Source organism: Roseivirga sp., from assembly GCF_965216855.1.
Classification (GTDB): domain Bacteria; phylum Bacteroidota; class Bacteroidia; order Cytophagales; family Cyclobacteriaceae; genus Roseivirga.
This window is the reverse complement of record NZ_OZ244204.1, coordinates 3,261,937-3,282,714: the sequence shown is the minus strand read 5'-3', so window position 1 is coordinate 3,282,714 and position 20,778 is coordinate 3,261,937. Positions and strand designations below refer to the sequence as shown.

The 20,778-nt window shown below is 42.3% G+C and carries 17 protein-coding genes; 7 read left to right on the top strand and 10 right to left on the bottom strand.

The window, feature by feature from the left end:
• Nucleotides 1-41 precede the first annotated feature (41 nt).
• The 8 genes from ACOOEY_RS14590 to ACOOEY_RS14555 all read right to left on the bottom strand — a co-directional run bounded on the left by ACOOEY_RS14590 (nucleotide 42) and on the right by ACOOEY_RS14555 (nucleotide 10,262).
• Nucleotides 42-926: a hypothetical protein gene (locus ACOOEY_RS14590; protein WP_420385459.1), complete on the bottom strand. Its 885-nt coding sequence runs from the start codon at nucleotides 924-926 to the stop codon at nucleotides 42-44.
• Between the two features lie 280 nt (nucleotides 927-1,206).
• Entirely contained in the window at nucleotides 1,207-1,941 is a 735-nt protein-coding gene (locus ACOOEY_RS14585; protein WP_420385458.1) for a LytR/AlgR family response regulator transcription factor, read from the bottom strand.
• Between the two features lie 69 nt (nucleotides 1,942-2,010).
• Nucleotides 2,011-4,026 (bottom strand): tetratricopeptide repeat protein, encoded by a 2,016-nt coding sequence (locus tag ACOOEY_RS14580; protein ID WP_420385457.1) that lies wholly within the window; start codon nucleotides 4,024-4,026, stop codon nucleotides 2,011-2,013.
• A 65-nt stretch (nucleotides 4,027-4,091) separates the two neighbouring features.
• A complete protein-coding gene (locus ACOOEY_RS14575; protein ID WP_420385456.1) occupies nucleotides 4,092-6,020 on the bottom strand; it encodes a sensor histidine kinase in 1,929 nt (642 codons plus the stop codon).
• Nucleotides 6,021-6,155: 135 nt separating this feature from the next.
• Nucleotides 6,156-6,779, bottom strand: coding sequence for a gluconate 2-dehydrogenase subunit 3 family protein (locus ACOOEY_RS14570; RefSeq protein ID WP_420385455.1), 624 nt, complete (start codon nucleotides 6,777-6,779; stop codon nucleotides 6,156-6,158).
• Between the two features lie 3 nt (nucleotides 6,780-6,782).
• Nucleotides 6,783-8,534: a GMC oxidoreductase gene (locus ACOOEY_RS14565; RefSeq protein WP_420385454.1), complete on the bottom strand. Its 1,752-nt coding sequence runs from the start codon at nucleotides 8,532-8,534 to the stop codon at nucleotides 6,783-6,785.
• Between the two features lie 175 nt (nucleotides 8,535-8,709).
• Nucleotides 8,710-8,931, bottom strand: coding sequence for a DUF2795 domain-containing protein (locus ACOOEY_RS14560; protein WP_090257868.1), 222 nt, complete (start codon nucleotides 8,929-8,931; stop codon nucleotides 8,710-8,712).
• A gap of 104 nt (nucleotides 8,932-9,035) precedes the next feature.
• Nucleotides 9,036-10,262, bottom strand: coding sequence for a DUF349 domain-containing protein (locus tag ACOOEY_RS14555; RefSeq protein WP_420385453.1), 1,227 nt, complete (start codon nucleotides 10,260-10,262; stop codon nucleotides 9,036-9,038).
• 105 nt (nucleotides 10,263-10,367) lie between these two features.
• On the opposite strand from ACOOEY_RS14555, the gene ettA reads away from it, so the two are divergent.
• Nucleotides 10,368-12,047, top strand: coding sequence for an energy-dependent translational throttle protein EttA (ettA, locus tag ACOOEY_RS14550; RefSeq protein WP_420385452.1), 1,680 nt, complete (start codon nucleotides 10,368-10,370; stop codon nucleotides 12,045-12,047).
• Nucleotides 12,048-12,171: 124 nt separating this feature from the next.
• The gene (locus ACOOEY_RS14545) at nucleotides 12,172-12,924 is read left to right on the top strand and encodes a hypothetical protein (RefSeq protein WP_420385451.1); all 753 of its coding nucleotides are present in this window, start codon (nucleotides 12,172-12,174) and stop codon (nucleotides 12,922-12,924) included.
• Here ACOOEY_RS14545 and ACOOEY_RS14540 read toward each other — a convergent pair.
• Nucleotides 12,908-13,312, bottom strand: a complete 405-nt coding sequence (locus tag ACOOEY_RS14540) for an OsmC family protein (protein ID WP_420385450.1) — start codon at nucleotides 13,310-13,312, stop codon at nucleotides 12,908-12,910. The genes ACOOEY_RS14545 and ACOOEY_RS14540 overlap by 17 nt on opposite strands.
• A 56-nt stretch (nucleotides 13,313-13,368) precedes the next feature.
• Here ACOOEY_RS14540 and ACOOEY_RS14535 point away from each other — a divergent pair, with 56 nt between their 5' ends.
• From ACOOEY_RS14535 to ACOOEY_RS14520, 4 genes are all read left to right on the top strand, one after another.
• The gene (locus ACOOEY_RS14535; RefSeq protein WP_420385449.1) at nucleotides 13,369-14,097 is read left to right on the top strand and encodes a hypothetical protein; all 729 of its coding nucleotides are present in this window, start codon (nucleotides 13,369-13,371) and stop codon (nucleotides 14,095-14,097) included.
• A 68-nt stretch (nucleotides 14,098-14,165) separates the two neighbouring features.
• Nucleotides 14,166-15,050 carry a lipoyl synthase gene (gene lipA / locus ACOOEY_RS14530; RefSeq protein WP_420385448.1) on the top strand — a complete coding sequence of 295 codons (885 nt, stop codon included), beginning with the start codon at nucleotides 14,166-14,168 and terminating at the stop codon, nucleotides 15,048-15,050.
• A gap of 81 nt (nucleotides 15,051-15,131) precedes the next feature.
• Entirely contained in the window at nucleotides 15,132-15,491 is a 360-nt protein-coding gene (locus ACOOEY_RS14525; protein ID WP_420385447.1) for a PadR family transcriptional regulator, read from the top strand.
• The gene (locus tag ACOOEY_RS14520) at nucleotides 15,488-16,081 is read left to right on the top strand and encodes a hypothetical protein (RefSeq protein ID WP_420385446.1); all 594 of its coding nucleotides are present in this window, start codon (nucleotides 15,488-15,490) and stop codon (nucleotides 16,079-16,081) included. The genes ACOOEY_RS14525 and ACOOEY_RS14520 overlap by 4 nt, the downstream gene beginning before the upstream one ends.
• A gap of 68 nt (nucleotides 16,082-16,149) precedes the next feature.
• Here the strand turns inward: ACOOEY_RS14520 and gcvP are convergent, their stop codons facing one another.
• Nucleotides 16,150-19,053, bottom strand: coding sequence for an aminomethyl-transferring glycine dehydrogenase (gene gcvP / locus ACOOEY_RS14515; protein WP_420385445.1), 2,904 nt, complete (start codon nucleotides 19,051-19,053; stop codon nucleotides 16,150-16,152).
• A 183-nt stretch (nucleotides 19,054-19,236) separates the two neighbouring features.
• On the opposite strand from gcvP, the gene ACOOEY_RS14510 reads away from it, so the two are divergent.
• Nucleotides 19,237-20,727: a M28 family peptidase gene (locus ACOOEY_RS14510; protein WP_420385444.1), complete on the top strand. Its 1,491-nt coding sequence runs from the start codon at nucleotides 19,237-19,239 to the stop codon at nucleotides 20,725-20,727.
• Nucleotides 20,728-20,778: the final 51 nt, after the last annotated feature.

Sequence of the window (20,778 nt, the reverse complement as noted above, 5' to 3'; positions counted from 1 at the left end):
CTCATATACAGGCGCTTGAAAGAAGCCATTTCAGCTCAACCTTATCCTTCTATCCGGGTATGGTGAGGGAAATAACCGACCAACTTGACATCCGGAGATTCTGCCAACTGCCTTGGTGTCACCACTGTTTCTACTACACCAATTCTCGGGATTTGAGGATTACTCGGCAGATCGAATGCCTGAAGATGGTCTGCTTTAAAGCTGAGTTCACTGGGGAGATGAATCTCCTGATCCCTTTTCAAAGCATCTATATGAACAGGAAAACCCGCATTCTTATAGATCATTGCCACGAGCGTAGAGCAGGCAACCATTTTCTTCTGATGCTTATCATTATAGTGGTTGATTAAAGACCTGATCAACATTACCATCAGGTCTGTTCCGGTTTTGCCAAGCCTGTCCTCCAGCATTTTATGTAATGTACCGTCTGAATACCTCAAAGAGCATATCACAGCGAGTAACCAGGCTGTTTCAAAAGAGTAGGGAGTTTTCTCATCATTGTAAAAAGCCCGTGTCGCCTCATTCACTTTTTCTTCAAAGCCAGCTGGCCTGGCTGTTTTTCGATACACATAAACATTCTTTACGGTAGACTCCCCCAGTGTTCTGGGTAAAATATCAGAGACTATCCCCCCTCTTCCGATCTGAACAATTCTATTTTCAAATTCAGGCTCACCTTTTCCTCTATTCAAATCTATATTGGCCCAAATGGCGGTATGATAGATGTTTTTGTAGTTTTCTCCTTCATCACCAGGATCGAACCAAGGTATAAGGTAAAGGAGCAGGTAAAATGCGGTGTGCATTTTGTCGTCATATTCCTTCTCGTTGTAGTCTCTCATTAAGTTGGTGAGAAGGTCTACAGCACTGAAGTCATTATTCTCAAAAATGAGAATATCACCAGCTTGTAAATCTTCTGGTTCGAGTCTTTCCATTTTGTTTTGGGCAAAAAGGTCTATCCAACTATTATTCATGAATCTAATAATCTTAAATAAGCCGTGCCAAAACCGAGACGGACAATGGCACGGCCCTCAAGCTTCTCCACAGAGAAGCACACGTAGTCAATTCAGGTATTATGTGTGTCAATTATGATTTATTGAATTTTGTAAAATAGAATAGCACCAATTTTCATTTGTGCGCAAACAAAGGGGTTTTGTGCGCAAACAGACTTATTAATGGCGCAATTCTAATATCAAATCACTGGAAAATAGAAGGTTACAGCATTTGCAGCCTGTAGATGAGATTGTCTTTATACGATTTACCCAATGGTACTTCCCGATTATTGATAGATATGGTGAATTGGCTCAAATCAATATCGTCTACTTTTTTGATGTTAACGATATGTGAGCGGTGTGTCTGAACAAATACCTGAGGGTTGAGTCTGTCTGCCAGCTCCTTTAAAGAAAGACGAATAACGAACTTCTTTTCTGCAGTATTCAGAATACAGTATTTGTCTTCTACCGATACCCAAAGAATGTCTTCTATTGTAAGCTTAACCAGCTTATTCCTCTCTTTTATAAAGAAAAATTCCTTCGCCAGAATAACGTGCCGGTCCTTTTCGAAAACATCATCTTCATGTGTAGAGCCAAAGGCTCTCAGCATAGCCAATTCCATGCTTCTTTCCAGTTGTTGTGGATCGAATGGCTTGATCAAATAAGCATGGGGTGCGGTTTCCTTCGCCCTTTCGAAGGTTTCCTTGTCATCATAAGAAGTAATGAAAATAACAGGGGTAGGTCTTTCTGCCTGGAACAAACGGGCCAGGTCTATTCCGGAAAGCTCACCTTCAATATTGATGTCCAACAATACAATATCCGGTGGATTTTCTCTGAAAAGCCTAAGGGCTTTCTGGCCTTCCTGAGCCAAACCTGTTAGCTTATACCCCAATTCGTCTATGAACATTTCGAGGGTATCGGCATAGTTTGGCTCGTCCTCCACAATGAGCACATTCATTCCGTTGACAGTTATAGGTGAGATTTAAATGTAAGAGAATTTGACAGGGAGGCAAGTCCTTTTTCTCTTTTAAGCCGGTTTCCTTAGTATGGTCGGAGCTCGCCTGGGAAAGCTCAAAATTACTTTTGTACCCATTCCCTTTTCACTTTCAATATTTAAAGAACCGTGGTTTCGCTGCATAAATTCGGCACATAGCCTGAGCCCCAAACCAAATCCTTTTTCTCCACCTGTCCCCAATTGGCCCTTTACAGACTGGGTGAATATTCCTTTTATCCGTTCCTGACTCATACCGGTACCATTATCTGTAATGGTTAGATCGATGCAGTCTTCCGTTTCAGTAGTGGCCAACATTATTATCTCCCCCTCCGGACTGAATTTAATGGCGTTGCTGATGATGTTTCTGATCACAGTTGAGGCGGTATTCTGATCGGCATAAATACTACAGTTCTCTACCACATTTACCAATTGGATATTTTTACTGTCTGCCAGTGAATCGAACAATTGAATGTTTTCTTCTACCATACTTCTTAGACTGAGTTTCTCGGGGTGATGTGGCACTCCACCGCTTTGTGAGGTTGCCCAGTTTAAAAGGTTATTAAGCAGGGTATTGAGGTTGTGAATGGACTCGTCAATCTTACCTCCCATTTCCAGCAACTTGTCTTGTCTGTCTTTTCTAATGTAATATTCCAGTTTCTGCCCCACTCCCTGTAGGGCAATCATGGGGCTTCTCAGATCGTGGGCTATTATAGAGAAAAACTTGTCCTTTGTATTATTCAGCTCTTCCAGTTTGTCATTCTGACTACTGATTTTACTATTGTTTTTCCTGATTTGAAAAAACAGCAGAAGCAATACTCCCATCAACAAAATCACAGCAATAAGGCCAATAAGATAGGTTGTTTTTCTATCTCGTTCCAACGCCTCTCTCTCTACGAGGCTTTCTATTTCCTGTTCCTTTTGGGCTGTTTTATATTGAGTCTCAAGTTCAATTATCTGACGCCTCTGTTCTTCCTCAAAGAGTGTCTCCCGGAAATTGATATATTCTTTATAGAAAAATGTAGCTTCAGAGAACTTACCCAATTCCTGATAGCTATCGGCAATGATTTTGGTCGCATCTACTTTATAGGTAAGAATATTACTCTCCTCTGCCAACTGAAGTGCTTGTTTTGCTTGTGCTATAGCTTCATTGTATCGACCCAGCTTCCAATCGAGCCTGGAAATATTGTTGAGGGTATTTATTTTACCATCATTGTCTTGAGCATAGTCCAGGGCCTGCTCATAGAGGTTCAGACACTTCTCATATTCTTCGGTAGCAAAGTACAGCTCTCCCAAATCGTTGAAATTACTGGAAATAACCGATGTGACACTAGCAGCTATACTCACTTCGAGGGATCTCTGAAGTAGCTTTTCCGATATCTCATGTTCAGCCGTCTGATAATAGACTACACCTAACCGGTTGAGAGAAGCTGCAATTCCCACTGAATCCTGATTTTCTTCAGCTATCTCCAGTGCCGTCTGAAGGTATTCGAGAGCAGGGTCCAGGTTATCAGCTGCTCTATATACCTCACCCAAAACACGGAGGTATCTACCATGAAATTTCGGGTTATTGGTTAATGCAGGCTCATTCACGGTGCTGAGAAAAAGCTCTACGGCTGTCTGATATTCCCCCAGATAATAATGGGCCACCGCTTTGTAGAAGTTACGCTCGAGCAGCTCAAATGGAGCAGGGTGACTGGCATCACTGAATTTCCAGCCGTCCAGCACCACAATGGCCGAATCGTATTTTCCCTGATCGAACAGGTTAGCTCCCAATCTGGTAAGTGCCCTATTTGCCAATGATCCGTTACCCAGCTTCCTCGCCCTGGAAAGAATAGCCTCGTAAACTATTTGACCGTCACTCTGACTGGAACCTGAAACCTGATTGGCCTGTTGAATATAGTCTTCGAGTACTCCAATACTCTCTGCTGCTTCAATCCCGGAGATTATAGAGTGAGTGTCAATACTTTGAGCCTGACAGATCAATGGAAGAGCCAGCAAAAAGATTATAAACTGTTTTTTGGTTTTTCTGATGAAAGAAAAAAAATACATGAATGATAGAAAGCCTTAAGACTTGTTGATACAAAAATTAAGCTCGTGTGTACTTGAAACAGAAATTATGGCCTGGCAGGAAGCGTAACAATGAACCGTGTGCCCTTGCCTGGTTCACTTTCTACAGACAGAGTTCCCTGATTTAAAACTACAAATTCTTTGCAAAGCTTCAGGCCCAAACCAAAACCTTTCTCTCCTCTGGTGCCGGAAACACTCTGAGGTAAGTTATTCGATAGCACATCTTCCAGCATACCGGGAGTCATACCTCTACCATAGTCTTTGATTGATAACTCAACATCTTTTTCATTGATGCTGATTTCTAGAATGACCCTCTCTCCCTGAGGGCTAAATTTAATTGCATTACTCAACAGGTTTCTGATGACAGTAGATATGGTATTGATGTCTGCATATACCTCCGCATCATCAGCATTATTAACAAGACGGACTCCTTTGGTTTTTGCAATAGCATGGTAAAGTTGAATATTCTCATCAATCAGTTCCTTCAGGTTAGTAATGCAGGGATTATGAGGAACCCCTCCGGCCTGAGAGGCAGCCCAATTGAGTAAATTGTTCAGCAGGTGATTGAGCTGGTCTATGGAGTAGTCTATTTTTGTACCCAGCTCGAGCAGCTTATCATACTTATCTTTCCGAATAAAATATTCCAGTTTTTCTCCCACTCCCTGAAGGGAAATCATAGGACTTCGCAAATCATGCGCTATAATCGAGAAGAATTTATCCTTTGTTTCATTAGCGGTTTGAAGTTCTTTAGTGCGCTCCTCCACCGTTTTCTCAAGTAGGCTTTTCTGCTCACTTAATACCTGAGTCATGAACCTTTCCTTTTCAAGCTCTTTCTCAATCAGTTGTTTGCGCATACCCTTAATCCTTGCTGCAAGGGCCAATGATAGTAAAACGGCTTCCGATGCTCCGCCAATTTCAATACCGTAAGCTGTGATTATCATTTCGGGTACAAGCCCGGCTCCCCTAAGGGTTACCAGTACCAAACCGAGAATATAGGGTACCCATGCGAAGATGTAGTATATAGCAGTTTTATAACCTCTTAAATAATTTCTGATTCCAATAATGATATAGGATGGAAAGGCTATCAATACCAAAAGTCTGCCATACAAAAGAAGTTGCCTGGCATCGTAAAAAATACTGAGTATGACCATCAACAAACTAGCTCCCGCCACCACCCACAGAAAGTTATTCATTCTGGGGTCATATTGCTTAAGGTTCAGGAACGTTGCAGCGAAACGGCTCGAACAAACCATACTCAAACCGGCAAAGGTGAGATATATATGGTTATCCAAACCAGGCATATCAGGCCAGATAAACCGGTAACCATAACCGTTGAGGATAAAACTTGTAATGAGACCGAAAGTTGTGGCTCCTACATAAAGTAAATAGGCCTTGTCCCTCAGATAAGTATAAAGTAGAAGGTTGTAAATAGCCATTACCAGCATAAGGCCGAAGAATACTCCCAGAAACAAAGTTCTCTTCGTCTTATTCGAACTGTAGGTATCAAAGCTTGTTACCGAAATGGGCACGGCTACAGTACCGGAAGTATTGACCTCCAGGTAGAAAAAATCTTCCTGGGCTTCAGGGCTCAGCTCAAAGGCATAGTTAACATCACTGTACTTCTTGGTTCTTGGATCGAAATTATGCCCCAGAGTTTCAGAGTACCACTTGCCATTAATTTTCTGGTATAGGGTTATGCTATCTAGAGAGTTTTGTTCTACCTCAACAATGACTGATTCCTCCGAAGGATTCTCAATTTTTAGCTTAAACCAGTAGCTGCTATTATCAAATCCGAAGTTCGAATTCTCTAAAGGTTGCCTATTGAAAATACTCTGTATATTCTTATCCTGAATACGCTCAATGGAGAGCTCTTTAGTAGAATCCACAAAATAATGGACAGAAGAAAGGTCTTGGCCTTTTACCCCGGTAAAAACAAAAAGAATAGCCAGAAAGCCAAAAAACCTATTTTTTAACAAAACGGAAGTGTCTGGTTGGTACACCCAAAATATCCGAATTTATTAACGAGGTAAAGAATTGAGCCTTCAATTTATCTGACCGGAAACAAAAAACCCCGATGTTTCCACCGGGGTTTTCCGTTCGATTTATGATGATCACACATTTGCCCAGGACTTCTGTCCCGGCTCATATGGAAGACATCCTTCATATTTTACCGGAATCGGATCGTACGGCATCACCGTTTCACCCACCAGTTCACTGGTAAAGTAGCTTTGGAAGGTTGAGTCTACAACCTGAGTCACAAAGTAAGTTTCCAGGAATTCTTCCGATTTTTCACCGTCCTCTCCAAATTGACTTCTAAGATTTCTGAGGGTTTCAGGATTCTCATCGTACTTTTTGAAGTAGGCATTAATTGCTGCAGTCATTTGCTCGGTAGTAGCATCGTTGAACTTCACATCCTGATTGGCATTGAAGTTCTTTACAAAGATACCCATCCCTTTTCTGAAGTAATCAGATTCCTTATCGGTCTTAAGGACAGACAAGGCCTGATCCAGGTGATTGGCTACACCGGCTTCAGTAGCTCCCGGAGTACTTGTTTTAGGGCAAATACCCTCACAAATTTTCTCCAATTGAGCTGCCTCTTCAGAAGTTAGAAATACAGGAACCCAGTCCACAGTAGGTTGCGGAGAGCATCCTTGCAAAGCTCCAAACAACAGGCTTGAAGAAAATATGGCTGCTGAGCCAAATCCTAAATTTTTAAGTGCTTCTCTTCTTTCCATGGTTTATAGATTTCCTTTTTTCAATTGATCAGCTGCATAGTTTGCTGCACGTGCAGTAAACGCCATGTAAGTCAATGACGGGTTAACACATGAAGCAGAAGCCATAAAGGCACCGTCAGTCATGAACACATTCTTACAATTGTGTACCTGATTCCATTTATTCACTACTGACGTTTTCGGATCCCTACCCATTCGGGCAGTACCCATTTCGTGAATACCCAATCCCATGTTAGGACCGTTGTCATAAGTATAAACATTCTTGAATCCGGCAGCTTCGAGCATTTCTGCACCTGCAGCAGCCATATCTTTTCTCATTTCATACTCATTCTCATGGAAGTTCGCGGTATCGAACCTCATCTGTGGAAGACCCCACTGATCCAGGTTGTCATAGTCTAGGTACATGTAGTTCTTATGCTGAGGAAGAATTTCTCCAAAGCCCATGAAGCCCATAGTCCAACCTCCTGGTTCCATTAATGCATCTTTGATATTGCCGCCAACACGACCTACTCTCATTTCGGCAATGTTACGACCCCATCCTTGTCTGGATGCAGAACCCTGATATCCATAACCTCTGACGAAGTTCTTCATATTAGAACTACCACCAAGGTTTCTGAAACGTGGAATATATATACCGTTCGCTCTACGTCCTTTGTAATATTTATCTTCATATCCCTCTACAGTAGCACCAGCTCCAACTCCCAGGTGGTGGTCCATAATGTTGTGACCTAATTCGCCACTATCATTACCAAGACCATCAGGGAACCTACCTGATTTAGACTGAAGAAGAATACCAGCTGAAGCTATAGCTGAAGCACAAAGGAAGATTACCTTAGCGTAATACTCAGTTGATTCTTTAGTATTCTGATCGATAGCTCTTACGCCAACTGCCTTACCCGTACTCTCATCGTACATTACTTCGTGCACGATAGCATCGGTCTGGATAGTCACATTACCTGTCGCCACTGCGGCAGGAAGCGTAGAAGACAAACTAGAGAAGTATCCACCATAAGGACATCCTCTCATACATCTATCTCTGAATAAACACTGGCTTCTCTGTCCAGGATTCTTATGATCAGGGTCATTTACACTAAGTGGTTGAGTCAGGTGAGCGGTTCTACCTATGGTTACCCATCTGTTGTTCCACTTACTTTCTACTGCCTTTTGGAAGTCCTGCTCAACGCAGTTCATTTCCATCGGAGGCAAGAACTGACCATCAGGTAGTTGTTTGAACCCTCTGTTTTCACCACTTACACCAATGTACTTTTCTACATAGTCGTACCATGGTTTGATATCTTTGTAACGAACTGGCCAGTCTACACCAAATCCATCTTTCGAGTTGGCTTCGAAATCGATGTCACTCCAACGGTAACTCTGACGTCCCCAGGTAATCGATCTACCTCCCAGGTGATATCCTCTCATCCAGTCGAATCGGGAATCTTCCTGATATGGATTTTCATCGTCCTTCACAAAGAAGTGTCTGTGAGCTTCGGCTGTTGTATAGCCTGTTCTGTTTTGTTTAGGGTAGTGCTTCTCAATAACATCCGGGGGTGTTTTACCACGATTGGGCAAATCCCAGGTGTCCATAGTTGCAGTGTGATAGTCCTTGATATGCTCGATCTTGCGACCACGCTCAAGTACCAGTGTTTTTAGGCCGTTTTCACTCAGCTCCTTCGCTGCCCAGCCACCACTGATTCCTGAACCAACCACAATAGCATCGTAGGTTCTCTCCTGCTTAGCTTTAAGGTTTAAATTCATTTTGAATAACTCGTTTGAAATGTCAACAATTGTTTCATACAATCCAGCGCGAAAGTGGATAGAGGAGTAATATAAGGAGAAAGTTGAAAAAGCCGAAGGAGAATGTGGCGGGAAGGCGATAACCTTGGTGGAAAGTATAAAAGAAAAGCCCCGCGGTGCGGGGCTTCAGTTTTTCTTAATATTCGTCTTCATTAAAGAAGAAGTCTTCTTTTGTAGGATAATCTGGCCAAATCTCCTCAATGTTCTCGTACGGCTGACCGTCATCTTCCAACTCCTGCAAGTTTTCAACAACTTCTAAAGGAGCACCTGAACGGATCGAGAAATCGATCAATTCATCTTTTGTGGCCGGCCAGGGTGCATCTTCTAAATAGGATGCTAATTCTAGTGTCCAGTACATTTTTCTTCTTTTTTATTGGCGTGCAAAAGAATGGAATAAATATTTAAAATTCAAATGCTTAGCCTCAATTTTTTACTTCATTTTTAAGGCCGAAAAACCTGCCTTTAATTGCTGTTTTGGAGCCCCTTTAGTTGATTGAGAATTTCCTTCTTCACTTCAACTTTTCTTTTTTGTTGAAAAAGCTTCTGATCCAGTAAATGGTCTAGTCCCTTAGCTGTATTAAACTTCTCAACATTTTCCTCAAAAGTCTTCAGTTCTGCAACATCCCTGTTTAGCAAATCATAAAGAAGTCTGATCCTCAGTTTCTCTAAATCCTGTTCAGACATATCCTTTCTGGCTTTCTTTTGCAATAACTGACCAAGGAATATCTTTTCGCTAATTAATGAAGTGAGCCTGTGAAAAGTTTCATTCATTTCATAATTCTTTTGCTTAGGCACAAAACCAGCCATTTTCCATTCCTTGCGCACCTGATTGAGGTTAATCTTCGGTTCAAGGGATTCACTCAACGCACTTAACTTATCCAGTATCTCCTGTCTCCTTTTAATGTTCTCCTCAACTGAAGCCTTTCCCTGACCTGCACTTTTTGATGACCTCATGGCCGACTTTAACAAGCGCTGAAATTCATCCCAAAAAGCAGCATGTTTTTCATGTTTTATTTTACCCAACTCTTTCCACTCAGACATCAGGTCAGCCTTCAACGTTTTAAAGTTTGAATTACCCTTGGAAATTTTCTCCCTGGCCTTTTTCAGAAACTCTTCATAATCAGCCTCCTTCTCCTGCATCATCTTTTCAATTTCTGCATAAAAGGCACTCTTTCTTTCAAAGAACTGATTAGTGAGTTGTTTATATTCTCCTTCAATCCTGTCTTTGTGTTCTGAGTCAACTGCTCCGGTTTTAATCCACTTCTGCTGAATTTCCTTAATTGCCTCAGTCGCTGACTTCCACTCGTGACTCGAAGCCACTGACTTTAATTCCTCAAGCAAGGCAGTTTTAATCTGCAGATTCTTATGTCGGTTCTGATCTATATAGGTATTCAGCTCACTTTCAATTTCTACAAGCTTGTTATGTACACTCTCAAAATCGCCCATGGCATCCATCGTTGGCAGGCTCTCTTTCAGGTTAATCACCTTCATCAGGAAGGACCCCTTATTAGACTGACTTTCGATCTTATGCTGTACTTCAGTAATTTCGTTTAAAAGGCCTTGAAAACGATCTGTGAAGTATTGCATGGTAGCTTCTTCACTATCTTTTACTGTACCTATCTCTTTCTCAGGAAAATCCAGAAAAGCGTTTCTGTAAACTTTGCCGTTTTTAATGTAACCGTAATCCACTTTGAATTCTATGTATCTGTACTAAGTGGCCGAAATTAAGTAAATCAATTTACAGCACTCAAATCGAGCCTATTTTTTAGCATATTTGGGTCAAAATTTTACAATATGAGCGATCATAAGATCATCTTTTCAATGGCGGGAGTCAGCAAAATATATCCGCCACAAAAACAAGTTCTTAAAAACATATACCTCTCTTTCTTCTATGGAGCCAAAATCGGTGTTCTTGGCCTCAATGGAGCAGGTAAATCTTCACTGCTTAGAATTATTGCAGGTGAAGACAAAAACTATCAGGGTGAAGTTGTCTTCTCTCCGGGCTATACTGTCGGTATGCTGGAGCAAGAACCGAAGCTTGACCCAAACAAGACCGTTAAGGAAGTTGTGGAAGAAGGTGCCGGAGAGGTGGTAGACCTGTTGAAGGAATTCGAAGAAATCAATCTCAAATTTGCCGATCCTGATGTATTGGCCGATGGAGACGCCATGAATAAGCTCATTGAAGAACAGGGCAGGGTGCAGGAATTGCTTGACCAGAAAAATGCATGGGATTTAGACAGCCGACTGGAAAGAGCTATGGATGCGCTACGAACGCCCCCAGCGGATGCCAAAATTGAGAAGCTTTCCGGAGGAGAAAAAAGAAGAGTTGCTTTATGCCGCCTGCTGATTCAGGAACCAGACGTGCTTCTGCTGGATGAGCCTACCAACCACCTCGATGCCGAATCAGTGCATTGGTTGGAACAACACTTGAAGCAATATAAAGGAACAGTAATTGCCGTAACTCACGACCGTTATTTCCTAGATAATGTAGCCGGCTGGATACTAGAGCTCGACCGTGGTGAAGGTATTCCATGGGAAGGAAACTACAGCTCATGGCTAGAGCAAAAACAAAAGCGTCTGGCTGATGAAGAAAAAACAGAATCCAAACGTCAGAAAACCCTTCAACGTGAATTGGAATGGGTTAGAATGTCTCCTAAAGGCAGGCAGTCTAAAGCCAAAGCTCGTTTGAGCGCGTATGACAAACTACTCAGTCAGGAAAACAGAGAGAAGGAAGAAAAACTGGAATTGTACATTCCGGCAGGCCCTAGACTCGGGACTAAGGTGATTGATGCTAAAGGAGTTTCTAAAGCCTTTGGAGATAAACTACTTTACGAGAATCTCGATTTCTCTTTACCTCAAGGTGGTATTGTTGGTATCATCGGACCAAACGGTGCGGGAAAAACTACACTCTTCAACATGATAACAGGTAAACTGGAACCTGATGCAGGTACTTTCGAAGTAGGTGAAACCGTGGAAATCGCTTATGTAGATCAGGAGCACACCAAACTCGATCCAAACAAAACAGTATGGGAAGTTATCTCAGAAGGTAATGAACTTATTAACCTGGGGGGAAAACAAATTAATTCCAGAGCCTACGTGAGTCGATTCAACTTTGGCGGTAGCGATCAGAATAAAAAGGTATCTGAACTTTCCGGAGGAATGAGAAACCGTGTTCACCTGGCATTGACACTCAAACAGGGAGCTAACCTGTTGCTACTCGATGAGCCTACTAACGATCTCGATGTAAATACACTTCGTGCGTTAGAAGAAGGTCTGGAAAACTTTGGTGGTTGCGCGGTAATCATCTCTCACGACAGATGGTTCCTCGACAGAATATGTACCCATATTCTGGCATTCGAAGGAGATTCTCAGGTTTACTGGTTCGAAGGTTCCTTTACTGAGTATGAAGAGAATCGCAAAAAGCGCATGGGAGATGTAGCACCCAAAAGAATCAAGTATAAGAAAATAATGTAGGTGTATCCTCACCTTTCATTGACGTTATAGTAATGGTATATCGTCTCTATATTGTTATTAAGCAGAGACTTATGTAATTGATTTAGAGACGAATATTTATTAAATTATCAAAAAAGATAAAGACATGAAACTCAAGTATATTAGAAACGCAGCATTGTTTTTTTCTGCTCTGGTGCTGAGCTTACAAGCTCAGGCACAAAACGGATCAGGAGGAGTTACAAGTGGTGGTTCTGCAGGAACTCAGCTATCTGGCGAGGTATCTATTAACCTGAGAGGAAACGGTGCAGGTAAGAGCTTTATCAGGAGTCACCTGCCTGTAGAAGATGTAACCGACTACCAGCCCTTCCTTTACGAAAAGGCCAGAAAAGCGAATATCACTTTATTAAGTGGTGCCACCAGAGAAGGTTATTTCCTATATAATCTGGAGACAGAAACGCTGCAAAATGTAGAAACAGACGAAATCATTCCATGGAACATTGTGAAGCAGTTCACCTTTGAACCAGTTGATGATATGGAAGAAGTATCATTCAGCAACATGCAGTTAGTATGGCCTGAAGCTGGACTGGGTGGTTTCATTCAAAACGTTAAGTCCTCACCATTTGTAAAAGTGAAGCACTACCTGGAATTCATTCCTAAGTCTTATGATTTGTCTACCGGTATGGGTGATAAAAACAATAAGATCGAAGCTTTTAGTGATGCTTACCTAAAGCTGGACGACAAATGGGTGGAGCTTCCGAATGGTAAAACAGCATTTTTCGACCTCTTCGGTGTTTACTCAGAGGAAATGAGAAAATATGCCAGAAAGAACAAGTTAAAGCCCAACCGACCAGAAGATGCCGGTGAGCTTGTAAACTGGGTACTTAAAAATGGAAATTAATTTCCTGTCTCAAGTCAGCACTAAGGCTTAAGGCCACAGGACAATTGATGCCAATGTCCTTGATCCAGTCTCTTTGACTATCATTTAGAGGACAGTTATCCCAATAGAAATCTACTTTTAAGGCAGCAATCCTTCTTGGATTTGCTGCCATTACTTTTTGGGTAGCAAGGTGCATTCCACTCATATCCAATCCCTCCTTCTCTCCTGCAATAGCCATCACAGTCATCATACAGGCTCCCAATGCAGCAGCGACTGTATCCGTAGGAGAAAAAGTCTCACCCTTACCATTATTATCTAAGGGTGCATCGGTTTGAAAAGTGTTGTTTGATTTAAGGTGAACAGAACTTGTTCTTAGTCCACCTTCATATTTAGTCTCTACTGTTTTCATAAACTACGGACGATAAAAATTCGTTACTTTACCAACATTCAAAGCTAGCAGCAAAATTGAAGAGTATTTTAAAGAACACCATTTTTCTTCTGTGCATTGCAGCCCCACTGCATCTGGCCAAGGCCCAACAGATAGAACAATATATAGATGAAGAATATCAGGTTGAAAATGTCTTTGGCATTGTAAAGGCAACCAATGGAGGACTCATCAGCGGGTTTTATTTCAGACACTCTAATTATCTGGGCAACCAGAATCTTTCTCATTGGGCCATTGAGCTGGTAAATATCAAGCACCCAAGGGAAGCCAAGGAAACCACATTCACAGGCAGCTCTTTCGTGTATGGAAAGTCCAACTACCTCGTCAGTCTAAGACCCACTTATGGCAGAGAGCGCATACTCTTCAAAAAAGCACCTCAACAAGGAGCAAGGATTACCGGGTTGGTAGCCGTAGGACCTACCATTGGTATGGAGATACCCTATTATATAGAGATCTCTCAAAACCGAAAAGAGCAATACGACCCGGATAACGCGCAACATGCCAGGCCATTTATCCTGGGTACAGCCGGACCCTTCAGAGGGCTGGGAGAAACCAGCTTTGTACTGGGCGGCCATGCCAAAGCATCACTAACCTTTGAAACCAATTCTACAAAAAGAAGGGTGTTCGGAATAGAGGTTGGCTTTACTGTAGACGCTTATACCAGAAAGATTGACATCCTCCCCCTGGCTGATAACAAAAGCGTCTTTACAGCAGCATTTTTAGCCATTTATTTCGGCAATAGAAACTAGGCTTACTCTTCCTGTTTATTTGGAACCTTTGCCTTACCTTTGTGTTCTTATAATCGGAGGAACGATCAATGATTGAATTACCTGTTGTATCTAAACCAGTTGAAGAGAAAAAACGCAGAAAGCCTGACTGGCTGAGAGTGAAGCTTCCTATTGGCCCTGAATATGCCAAGGTGCGAAAACTGGTCGATAATCATAAACTTCATACGATTTGTGAAAGCGGCAATTGCCCAAACATGGGTGAGTGCTGGGGAGCCGGAACCGCAACCTTCATGATTCTGGGTAATGTATGTACCCGCTCATGTTCGTTCTGTGCTGTAGCAACCGGCCGACCACCTGAATATGATGAGCAGGAACCTAAAAGGGTTGCTGAAGCCATTAAACTCATGGGGGTTAAGCATGCTGTATTGACATCAGTGAACCGTGATGAATTGAAAGACCGTGGTGCAGAAATATGGTACCAAACCGTAGTTGAGACAAAAAAACTTAGTCCTGAAACGACCATAGAAACACTTATTCCGGATGTAAAAGGAAACTGGGATGCCCTCTACAGAATGATTGATGGAGGTCAGGAAGTGGTTTCTCACAATATGGAAACGGTAAAAGAGCTGTACCGACCTGTTCGTCCACAAGCCAAGTATGACAGAAGTCTGGAGGAGCTTAGAAGAATCAAGGAGTATGGTAAAAGATCCAAGTCAGGTGCTATGCTCGGCCTCGGTGAAACAGACGACCAGGTTTTCCAATTGATGGATGATCTGGCTGCAGTTGGACTGGATGTACTAACCCTGGGTCAGTACCTGCAGCCTACCAAAAGACACCATGAAGTAATAGAATATATTCACCCTGACAAATTCGAATTCTTTAAAGTGGAAGGGGAGAAAAGGGGAATCAAATATGTAGAGTCGGGGCCACTGGTAAGGTCTTCGTATCATGCTGAGAGACACGTGCATGTGTAGATGCCAGACTTCAGATATTATATAATAGACAGGCCGCCCCACAGCGGCTTTTTTTATGTTTAATTTGATATACATAGAATTATGATGTATTATTACTCTATGTATTCAAGAGAACTATTAAAAGGTATCCTCAAACCCATTATTCTCAAGCTTCTGGCTGATCATGGAAAAATGTATGGTTATGAGATAGTACAGCACGTAAAGGCAAGTTCGGAAGGCAAAATACTCATTAAAGAAGGTTCACTTTATCCCGGCTTGCACGCACTGACCAAAGAAGGTTATCTGCAAACCGAGTCAGTTAATGTGGGCAACCGGATCAGAAAATACTACAGTCTTACAGAGAAAGGCAAGACCGTTGTAAGCCCTGCCGTTCAGGAAGTAATGGACTTTCAGAGTACTCTGGCCTTATTGTTTGGTAAATCTAAAACGGCTTTATCATGACCAACTATCATATAGAACACATTAAAGCCTACCTGAAATCCCAAGGCCTCACTGATCAGGAACTCATGGATGATCTGACCGATCATCTCGCAACCGAAATTGAATTCTCTATGGACAGCGAAAAGCTGGGCTTTGAAACGAGTTTTGAAATAGCCAAACAAAAGCTGCTTCCCAACTCGCCTTACCAACTCGAAAGAGATTTAAAGATTTTAACCACCCCAAAACACAATATCATGATTAAGAAAATAGCGTATGTCGGAGGTTACCTCAGCACAATTGGTATTTGTCTGTCGGTCTTATTTTTGTTTTTATCTTTCCAAAACGAGGTTAAAATAGACAGCAGGTCTGAGCTCATTGGAACAGCACAGCTCATGCAATTCCTGGAACAAGACGCGGCTAATCCTAAAGAAATGACCGAAATCCGGAAGGATTTCTTCAAAGAAACAACTGAGATCAAATTGACAGCTTTGCAGCAGTTGTCTTGGAGCCAATCCTTACTGATAATTTCGTGCTCAATCTTACTTTTGACGTATTTACCTTATCAATTTTACCATCGCTACCAAAAAAGCCAGCTGGAACTAACCGCATAAATCAAAAAGGCTGTCCCAATTAAGGGACAGCCTATCTAAAGTCTAGTTTCTAACGTCTAAAATCTATTTTAAGCCATAGCTTCCTCTTCCTCATATTCAGAAACAGGAATACAGCTACACATTAAATTTCTATCGCCATAAGCAGAATCGATTCGGGCAACTGTTGGCCAGAACTTAGCTTCCTTCACATAATCGGCAGGATAAACTGCTTTCTCTCTGCTGTAAGGTCTTAGCCACTCACCTTCTAATACCATACCGGCAGTGTGAGGAGCATTTTTCAACACATTGTCCTGCTCATCAGCATCGCCTTCGGCAATTTCTCTGATCTCCTGACGAATGCTTAGCATCGCCTCACAGAATCTATCCAGTTCTACCTTAGATTCCGACTCTGTCGGTTCAATCATTACGGTGCCCGCCACAGGGAAAGAAACTGTTGGAGCATGGAATCCATAGTCCATCAAACGCTTGGCAATATCTTCCACTTCAATCTTCTGTGCTTTAAAATCACGACAATCAACAATCATCTCGTGAGCGCATCTTCCTTTGCTTCCTGCATAAAGAATCTTGAAATCCTTCTCCAGTCTGGCCTTAATATAGTTGGCATTGAGGATAGCCAGCTTGGTCGCGTTGGTCAATCCCTCAGCACCCATCATCGCAATGTAGGCATAAGAAATAGTCAGGATACTCGCACTACCCCATGGTGCAGCTGAAATAGCTGTGATAGCATGTTCTCCACCCGTTTCAATCACCGGGTTTCCAGGAAGAAATGGTGCAAGGTGCTCCGCTACTCCAATCGGTCCCATACCTGGGCCTCCTCCACCGTGAGGTATGCAGAAGGTCTTATGCAAGTTCAGGTGACATACATCAGCCCCAATAATACCCGGGCTGGTCAATCCAACCTGAGCGTTCATATTAGCACCATCCATATACACCTGACCACCATGTTCATGGATCAGAGCACAGATGTCTTTGATACTTTCCTCAAATACACCGTGCGTTGAAGGGTAAGTAACCATCAGGCATGAAAGGTTCTCACTGTGTTGTTCTACCTTGGCTTTGAGATCGTCCATATCAATATTTCCTTTCTCATCGCAAGCCACAATAACCACTTTCATACCGGCCATTACCGCTGAAGCAGGGTTAGTTCCATGAGCTGAGGAAGGAATGATAGCAATATTTCTATGTCCTTCTCCTCTGTTTTCATGGTATGCCTTAATCACCATCAAACCAGCATACTCTCCCTGAGCACCGGAGTTCGGCTGTAGAGAAACATCAGCAAAACCGGTAATTTCGGATAACCAGTCTACCAGGTCATTGAACATCATGTGATACCCTCTGGTCTGATATGTTGGCGCGAATGGGTGAATATCACCGAATTCAGGCCAGGTAACTGCTACCATTTCAGTCGTAGCATTCAATTTCATCGTACAAGAACCAAGAGAAATCATGGAGTGTACCAAAGACAGGTCTTTGTTCTCTAGTTTCTTGATATACCTCAGCATTTCATGCTCCGAGTGGTACTGGTTAAATACCGGGTGAGTCATGAAATCAGAAGTTCTTTCCAGTTCTTTTGGAAGTTCTATTTCCAGGTCAGCCGCTTCAGCATCCAGATCGAAGCTCATCACCTGACCAGTGGCTTCGGCAAACACATTCAGGATCACTTCAATGTCTTCCACTCTGGTAGTTTCATCCACTGCCAATCCGATGTCGCCATCTTCAAAATACCTGAAGTTCACCTGATTTACCTCAGCAATAGTTCTGATCTTATCTGCCAGAGCACTTTCACACTCTATTCTTAGTGTATCGAAATAATGGTCATTCAATTGTTTGAAGTCCAATGACTGTAGACCCTTGTCTAACAGTTTGGCAAAACCATGAATCTTGAATGCAATGTGCTTGATACCCTTCGAACCATGATACACACCATACATACCTGCCATTACACCTAACAATACCTGTGCAGTACAGATGTTAGAAGTAGCCTTTTCTCTTCTGATATGCTGCTCACGAGTCTGTAAAGCCATTCTGTAAGCTTTGTTGCCCTGGCTATCTATTGAGACTCCGATGATTCTACCGGGGATTTGTCTCTTGAATTCATCTTTAGTAGCGAAGTAGGCCGCATGAGGACCTCCATAGCCCATTGGCACACCAAAACGCTGAGTGGTACCTACAACAGCATCCGCCCCCATTTCACCAGGAGGTGTAAGCAAGGCCAAAGACATGAGGTCAGCCGCTACAGTTACAAACACATTGTTCTCATGAGCTGATTCAATGAAGGATTTGTAATTGATTACTTTTCCGTCATTGGCCGGGTATTGAATCAATACTCCGTAAAGATCTTCTCTGGTAATATCAAGCTCTGAGACTTTTCCTATCTCTAGTTCAATCCCTACAGGTACTGATCTTGTTTTCAGCAAGTCAATGGTCTGAGGGAAAGTATTTTCATCGACAAAGAAAGTATTAGCCGCTTTCTTCTCCTTCTTTCTCTGACCGGCAAACATAAACATAGCTTCGGCTGCTGCAGTAGCTTCATCAAGAAGGGATGCGTTGGCAATCTCCATTCCTGTAAGATCCATTACCATGGTCTGGAAGTTGATCAGCGCCTCTAATCTACCTTGTGCTATCTCGGCCTGGTATGGAGTATAGGCAGTATACCATCCTGGATTCTCGAGAATATTTCTTTGAATCACACCTGGTACTATGGTATTGTAATACCCCATACCGATGTATGATTTGAACATCTTATTCTGGGCCGCAATGTGCCTCAGGTCTTTCAGAAATTGAAATTCTGACTTAGGGAGCGGAAGATTCAGCGGTTCTTTCATTCTAATTCCAGCCGGCACTGTTTCCTCAATCAGTGTATCAAGGCTAGGCGATCCTATCACCTCTAACATTTCCTTAACCTCCTGTTGGTCAGGACCATTATGGCGATCTTCAAACCTCTGAGTCTTTCTTAAATCAATTTTTGTCATATCTCCAGTTCTCGTTCGATTTACTTCTAGCTTACGTGCTGCAAATGTAAGTTACAACCCTCTGATTTCCTTATATATTGGAGGCAAAAAAAGCCTGCCGAATACATAAGTCTTGCACTCATCCTTCCAAAAAAAGCTTAGCTTTAAACCGCTAAAAAATTATAACCTTTAATTAAGTATAGAATGAGGAGATTAAAGCTGTCCTTTCTGGGACTCATGATCCTGACACTTGCTGTAAACGCACAGGATAAAACGGCTGTGAAGTATGCCAATACGATCACACCAGATGATATGAGAAGTAAACTGACCATTTTGGCCTCAGATGACTTCGGAGGAAGAGAAACTGGTACTGAAGGCCAGAAAAAAGCATCCAGATTCCTTGAAGAATTTTATCAGAAACTAGGTCTTCAAGGTCCTGTTGATGGCACTTATCGCCAGAAATTTAATATGTATCAGTCTGACTGGTCTGAAGTTTACATCAAAGTAAAAGGCAAAAAACTGATGAACGGAGAAGATTTCATTTTCTTCGGACAGGCCAATATGGACAAGGAAATGAAGCTATCTACTGTCTTTGTTGGCAATGGAGATAACATTGATGGCATGGACCTGAACGGTAAAGGAGTTATCACAACCGCCAGTTCAAGGGACAACCTTCAAAAATTAACTCAGTCAGGAGCCAAGGCTGTTTTTATTGCCAGTGCCGATGACGAGCAGTTTAAACAAACTTTGCCTCGTCAGGCGAGAAGAGCCATGATGGGCAGATTGAGATTTGACAAGGAACTGACAGGGGATGAAAGCATTGTATTCTACGTAACTAAAGCAGATGCTGCTAAAATGCTGAACAGTACTCCCGATAAACTGGATGCAGCTGCATCAGATCCTTCTTCGATTAAAGCGCGTAATGTTGGTGTAATGGTAAAAGAAAAACTAAACACCATAGAAACAGAAAATATGCTGGCTTTTCTTGAAGGCACTGACCTAAAAGATGAAATTCTGGTGATCTCTTCTCATTACGACCACATCGGTCAAAATGAAGATGGTTCTGTGATTAACAATGGTGCTGATGACGATGGATCAGGTACTACTGGTGTAATGGAAATTGCTGAAGCATTTGCACAAGCCGCAAAAGAAGGCAACAGACCAAGAAGAAGTATTCTTTTCCTCAACGTGACTGGTGAAGAAAAAGGATTGAAAGGTTCTGAGTACTATGGTGACCACCCCATTTTCCCATTGGACAAAACGGTAAACAACCTGAACATCGATATGATCGGAAGGGTTGACCCAGAGCACGAAGAGTCCGGCAACAGAAACTATGTTTATGCGATCGGTTCTGAGAAACTTTCCAGCCATTTGAAGATTATTTCTGAATACGCCAACATCACCTATACTGGTCTGGATCTGGACTACAGATATGATGACCCGAATGACAGAAACAGATTCTACTATCGTTCTGACCACTACAACTTCGCGAAGCACGGTATTCCAATCATTTTCTACTTTAATGGTACTCACGCTGATTATCACAGACCAACCGATACTGTTGATAAAATTGAATTCGATGTCATGGCAAAAAGAGCCCAGTTGGTATTCTATACCGCCTGGATTCTGGCCAACAGAGATGATAGAACCCCTGTAGACAGACAAGACGATATGGACTACGGTTCAAGAGATTAATATTTCTTGCCAAAAGCATGAAAGAAAGGTTACCTTCACGGGTAACCTTTT

Bases quoted from the DNA above. Each gene is read 5' to 3' on its own strand.
- ACOOEY_RS14590 (WP_420385459.1), bottom strand. From the start codon at position 926: ATGGAAAGACTCGAACCAGAAGATTTACAAGCTGGTGATATTCTCATT.
- ACOOEY_RS14585 (WP_420385458.1), bottom strand. From the start codon at position 1,941: ATGAATGTGCTCATTGTGGAGGACGAGCCAAACTATGCCGATACCCTC.
- ACOOEY_RS14580 (WP_420385457.1), bottom strand. From the start codon at position 4,026: ATGTATTTTTTTTCTTTCATCAGAAAAACCAAAAAACAGTTTATAATC.
- ACOOEY_RS14570 (WP_420385455.1), bottom strand. From the start codon at position 6,779: ATGGAAAGAAGAGAAGCACTTAAAAATTTAGGATTTGGCTCAGCAGCC.
- ACOOEY_RS14565 (WP_420385454.1), bottom strand. From the start codon at position 8,534: ATGAATTTAAACCTTAAAGCTAAGCAGGAGAGAACCTACGATGCTATT.
- ACOOEY_RS14560 (WP_090257868.1), bottom strand. From the start codon at position 8,931: ATGTACTGGACACTAGAATTAGCATCCTATTTAGAAGATGCACCCTGG.
- ettA (WP_420385452.1), top strand. From the start codon at position 10,368: ATGAGCGATCATAAGATCATCTTTTCAATGGCGGGAGTCAGCAAAATA.
- ACOOEY_RS14545 (WP_420385451.1), top strand. From the start codon at position 12,172: ATGAAACTCAAGTATATTAGAAACGCAGCATTGTTTTTTTCTGCTCTG.
- ACOOEY_RS14540 (WP_420385450.1), bottom strand. From the start codon at position 13,312: ATGAAAACAGTAGAGACTAAATATGAAGGTGGACTAAGAACAAGTTCT.
- lipA (WP_420385448.1), top strand. From the start codon at position 14,166: ATGATTGAATTACCTGTTGTATCTAAACCAGTTGAAGAGAAAAAACGC.
- ACOOEY_RS14525 (WP_420385447.1), top strand. From the start codon at position 15,132: ATGATGTATTATTACTCTATGTATTCAAGAGAACTATTAAAAGGTATC.
- ACOOEY_RS14520 (WP_420385446.1), top strand. From the start codon at position 15,488: ATGACCAACTATCATATAGAACACATTAAAGCCTACCTGAAATCCCAA.
- gcvP (WP_420385445.1), bottom strand. From the start codon at position 19,053: ATGACAAAAATTGATTTAAGAAAGACTCAGAGGTTTGAAGATCGCCAT.
- ACOOEY_RS14510 (WP_420385444.1), top strand. From the start codon at position 19,237: ATGAGGAGATTAAAGCTGTCCTTTCTGGGACTCATGATCCTGACACTT.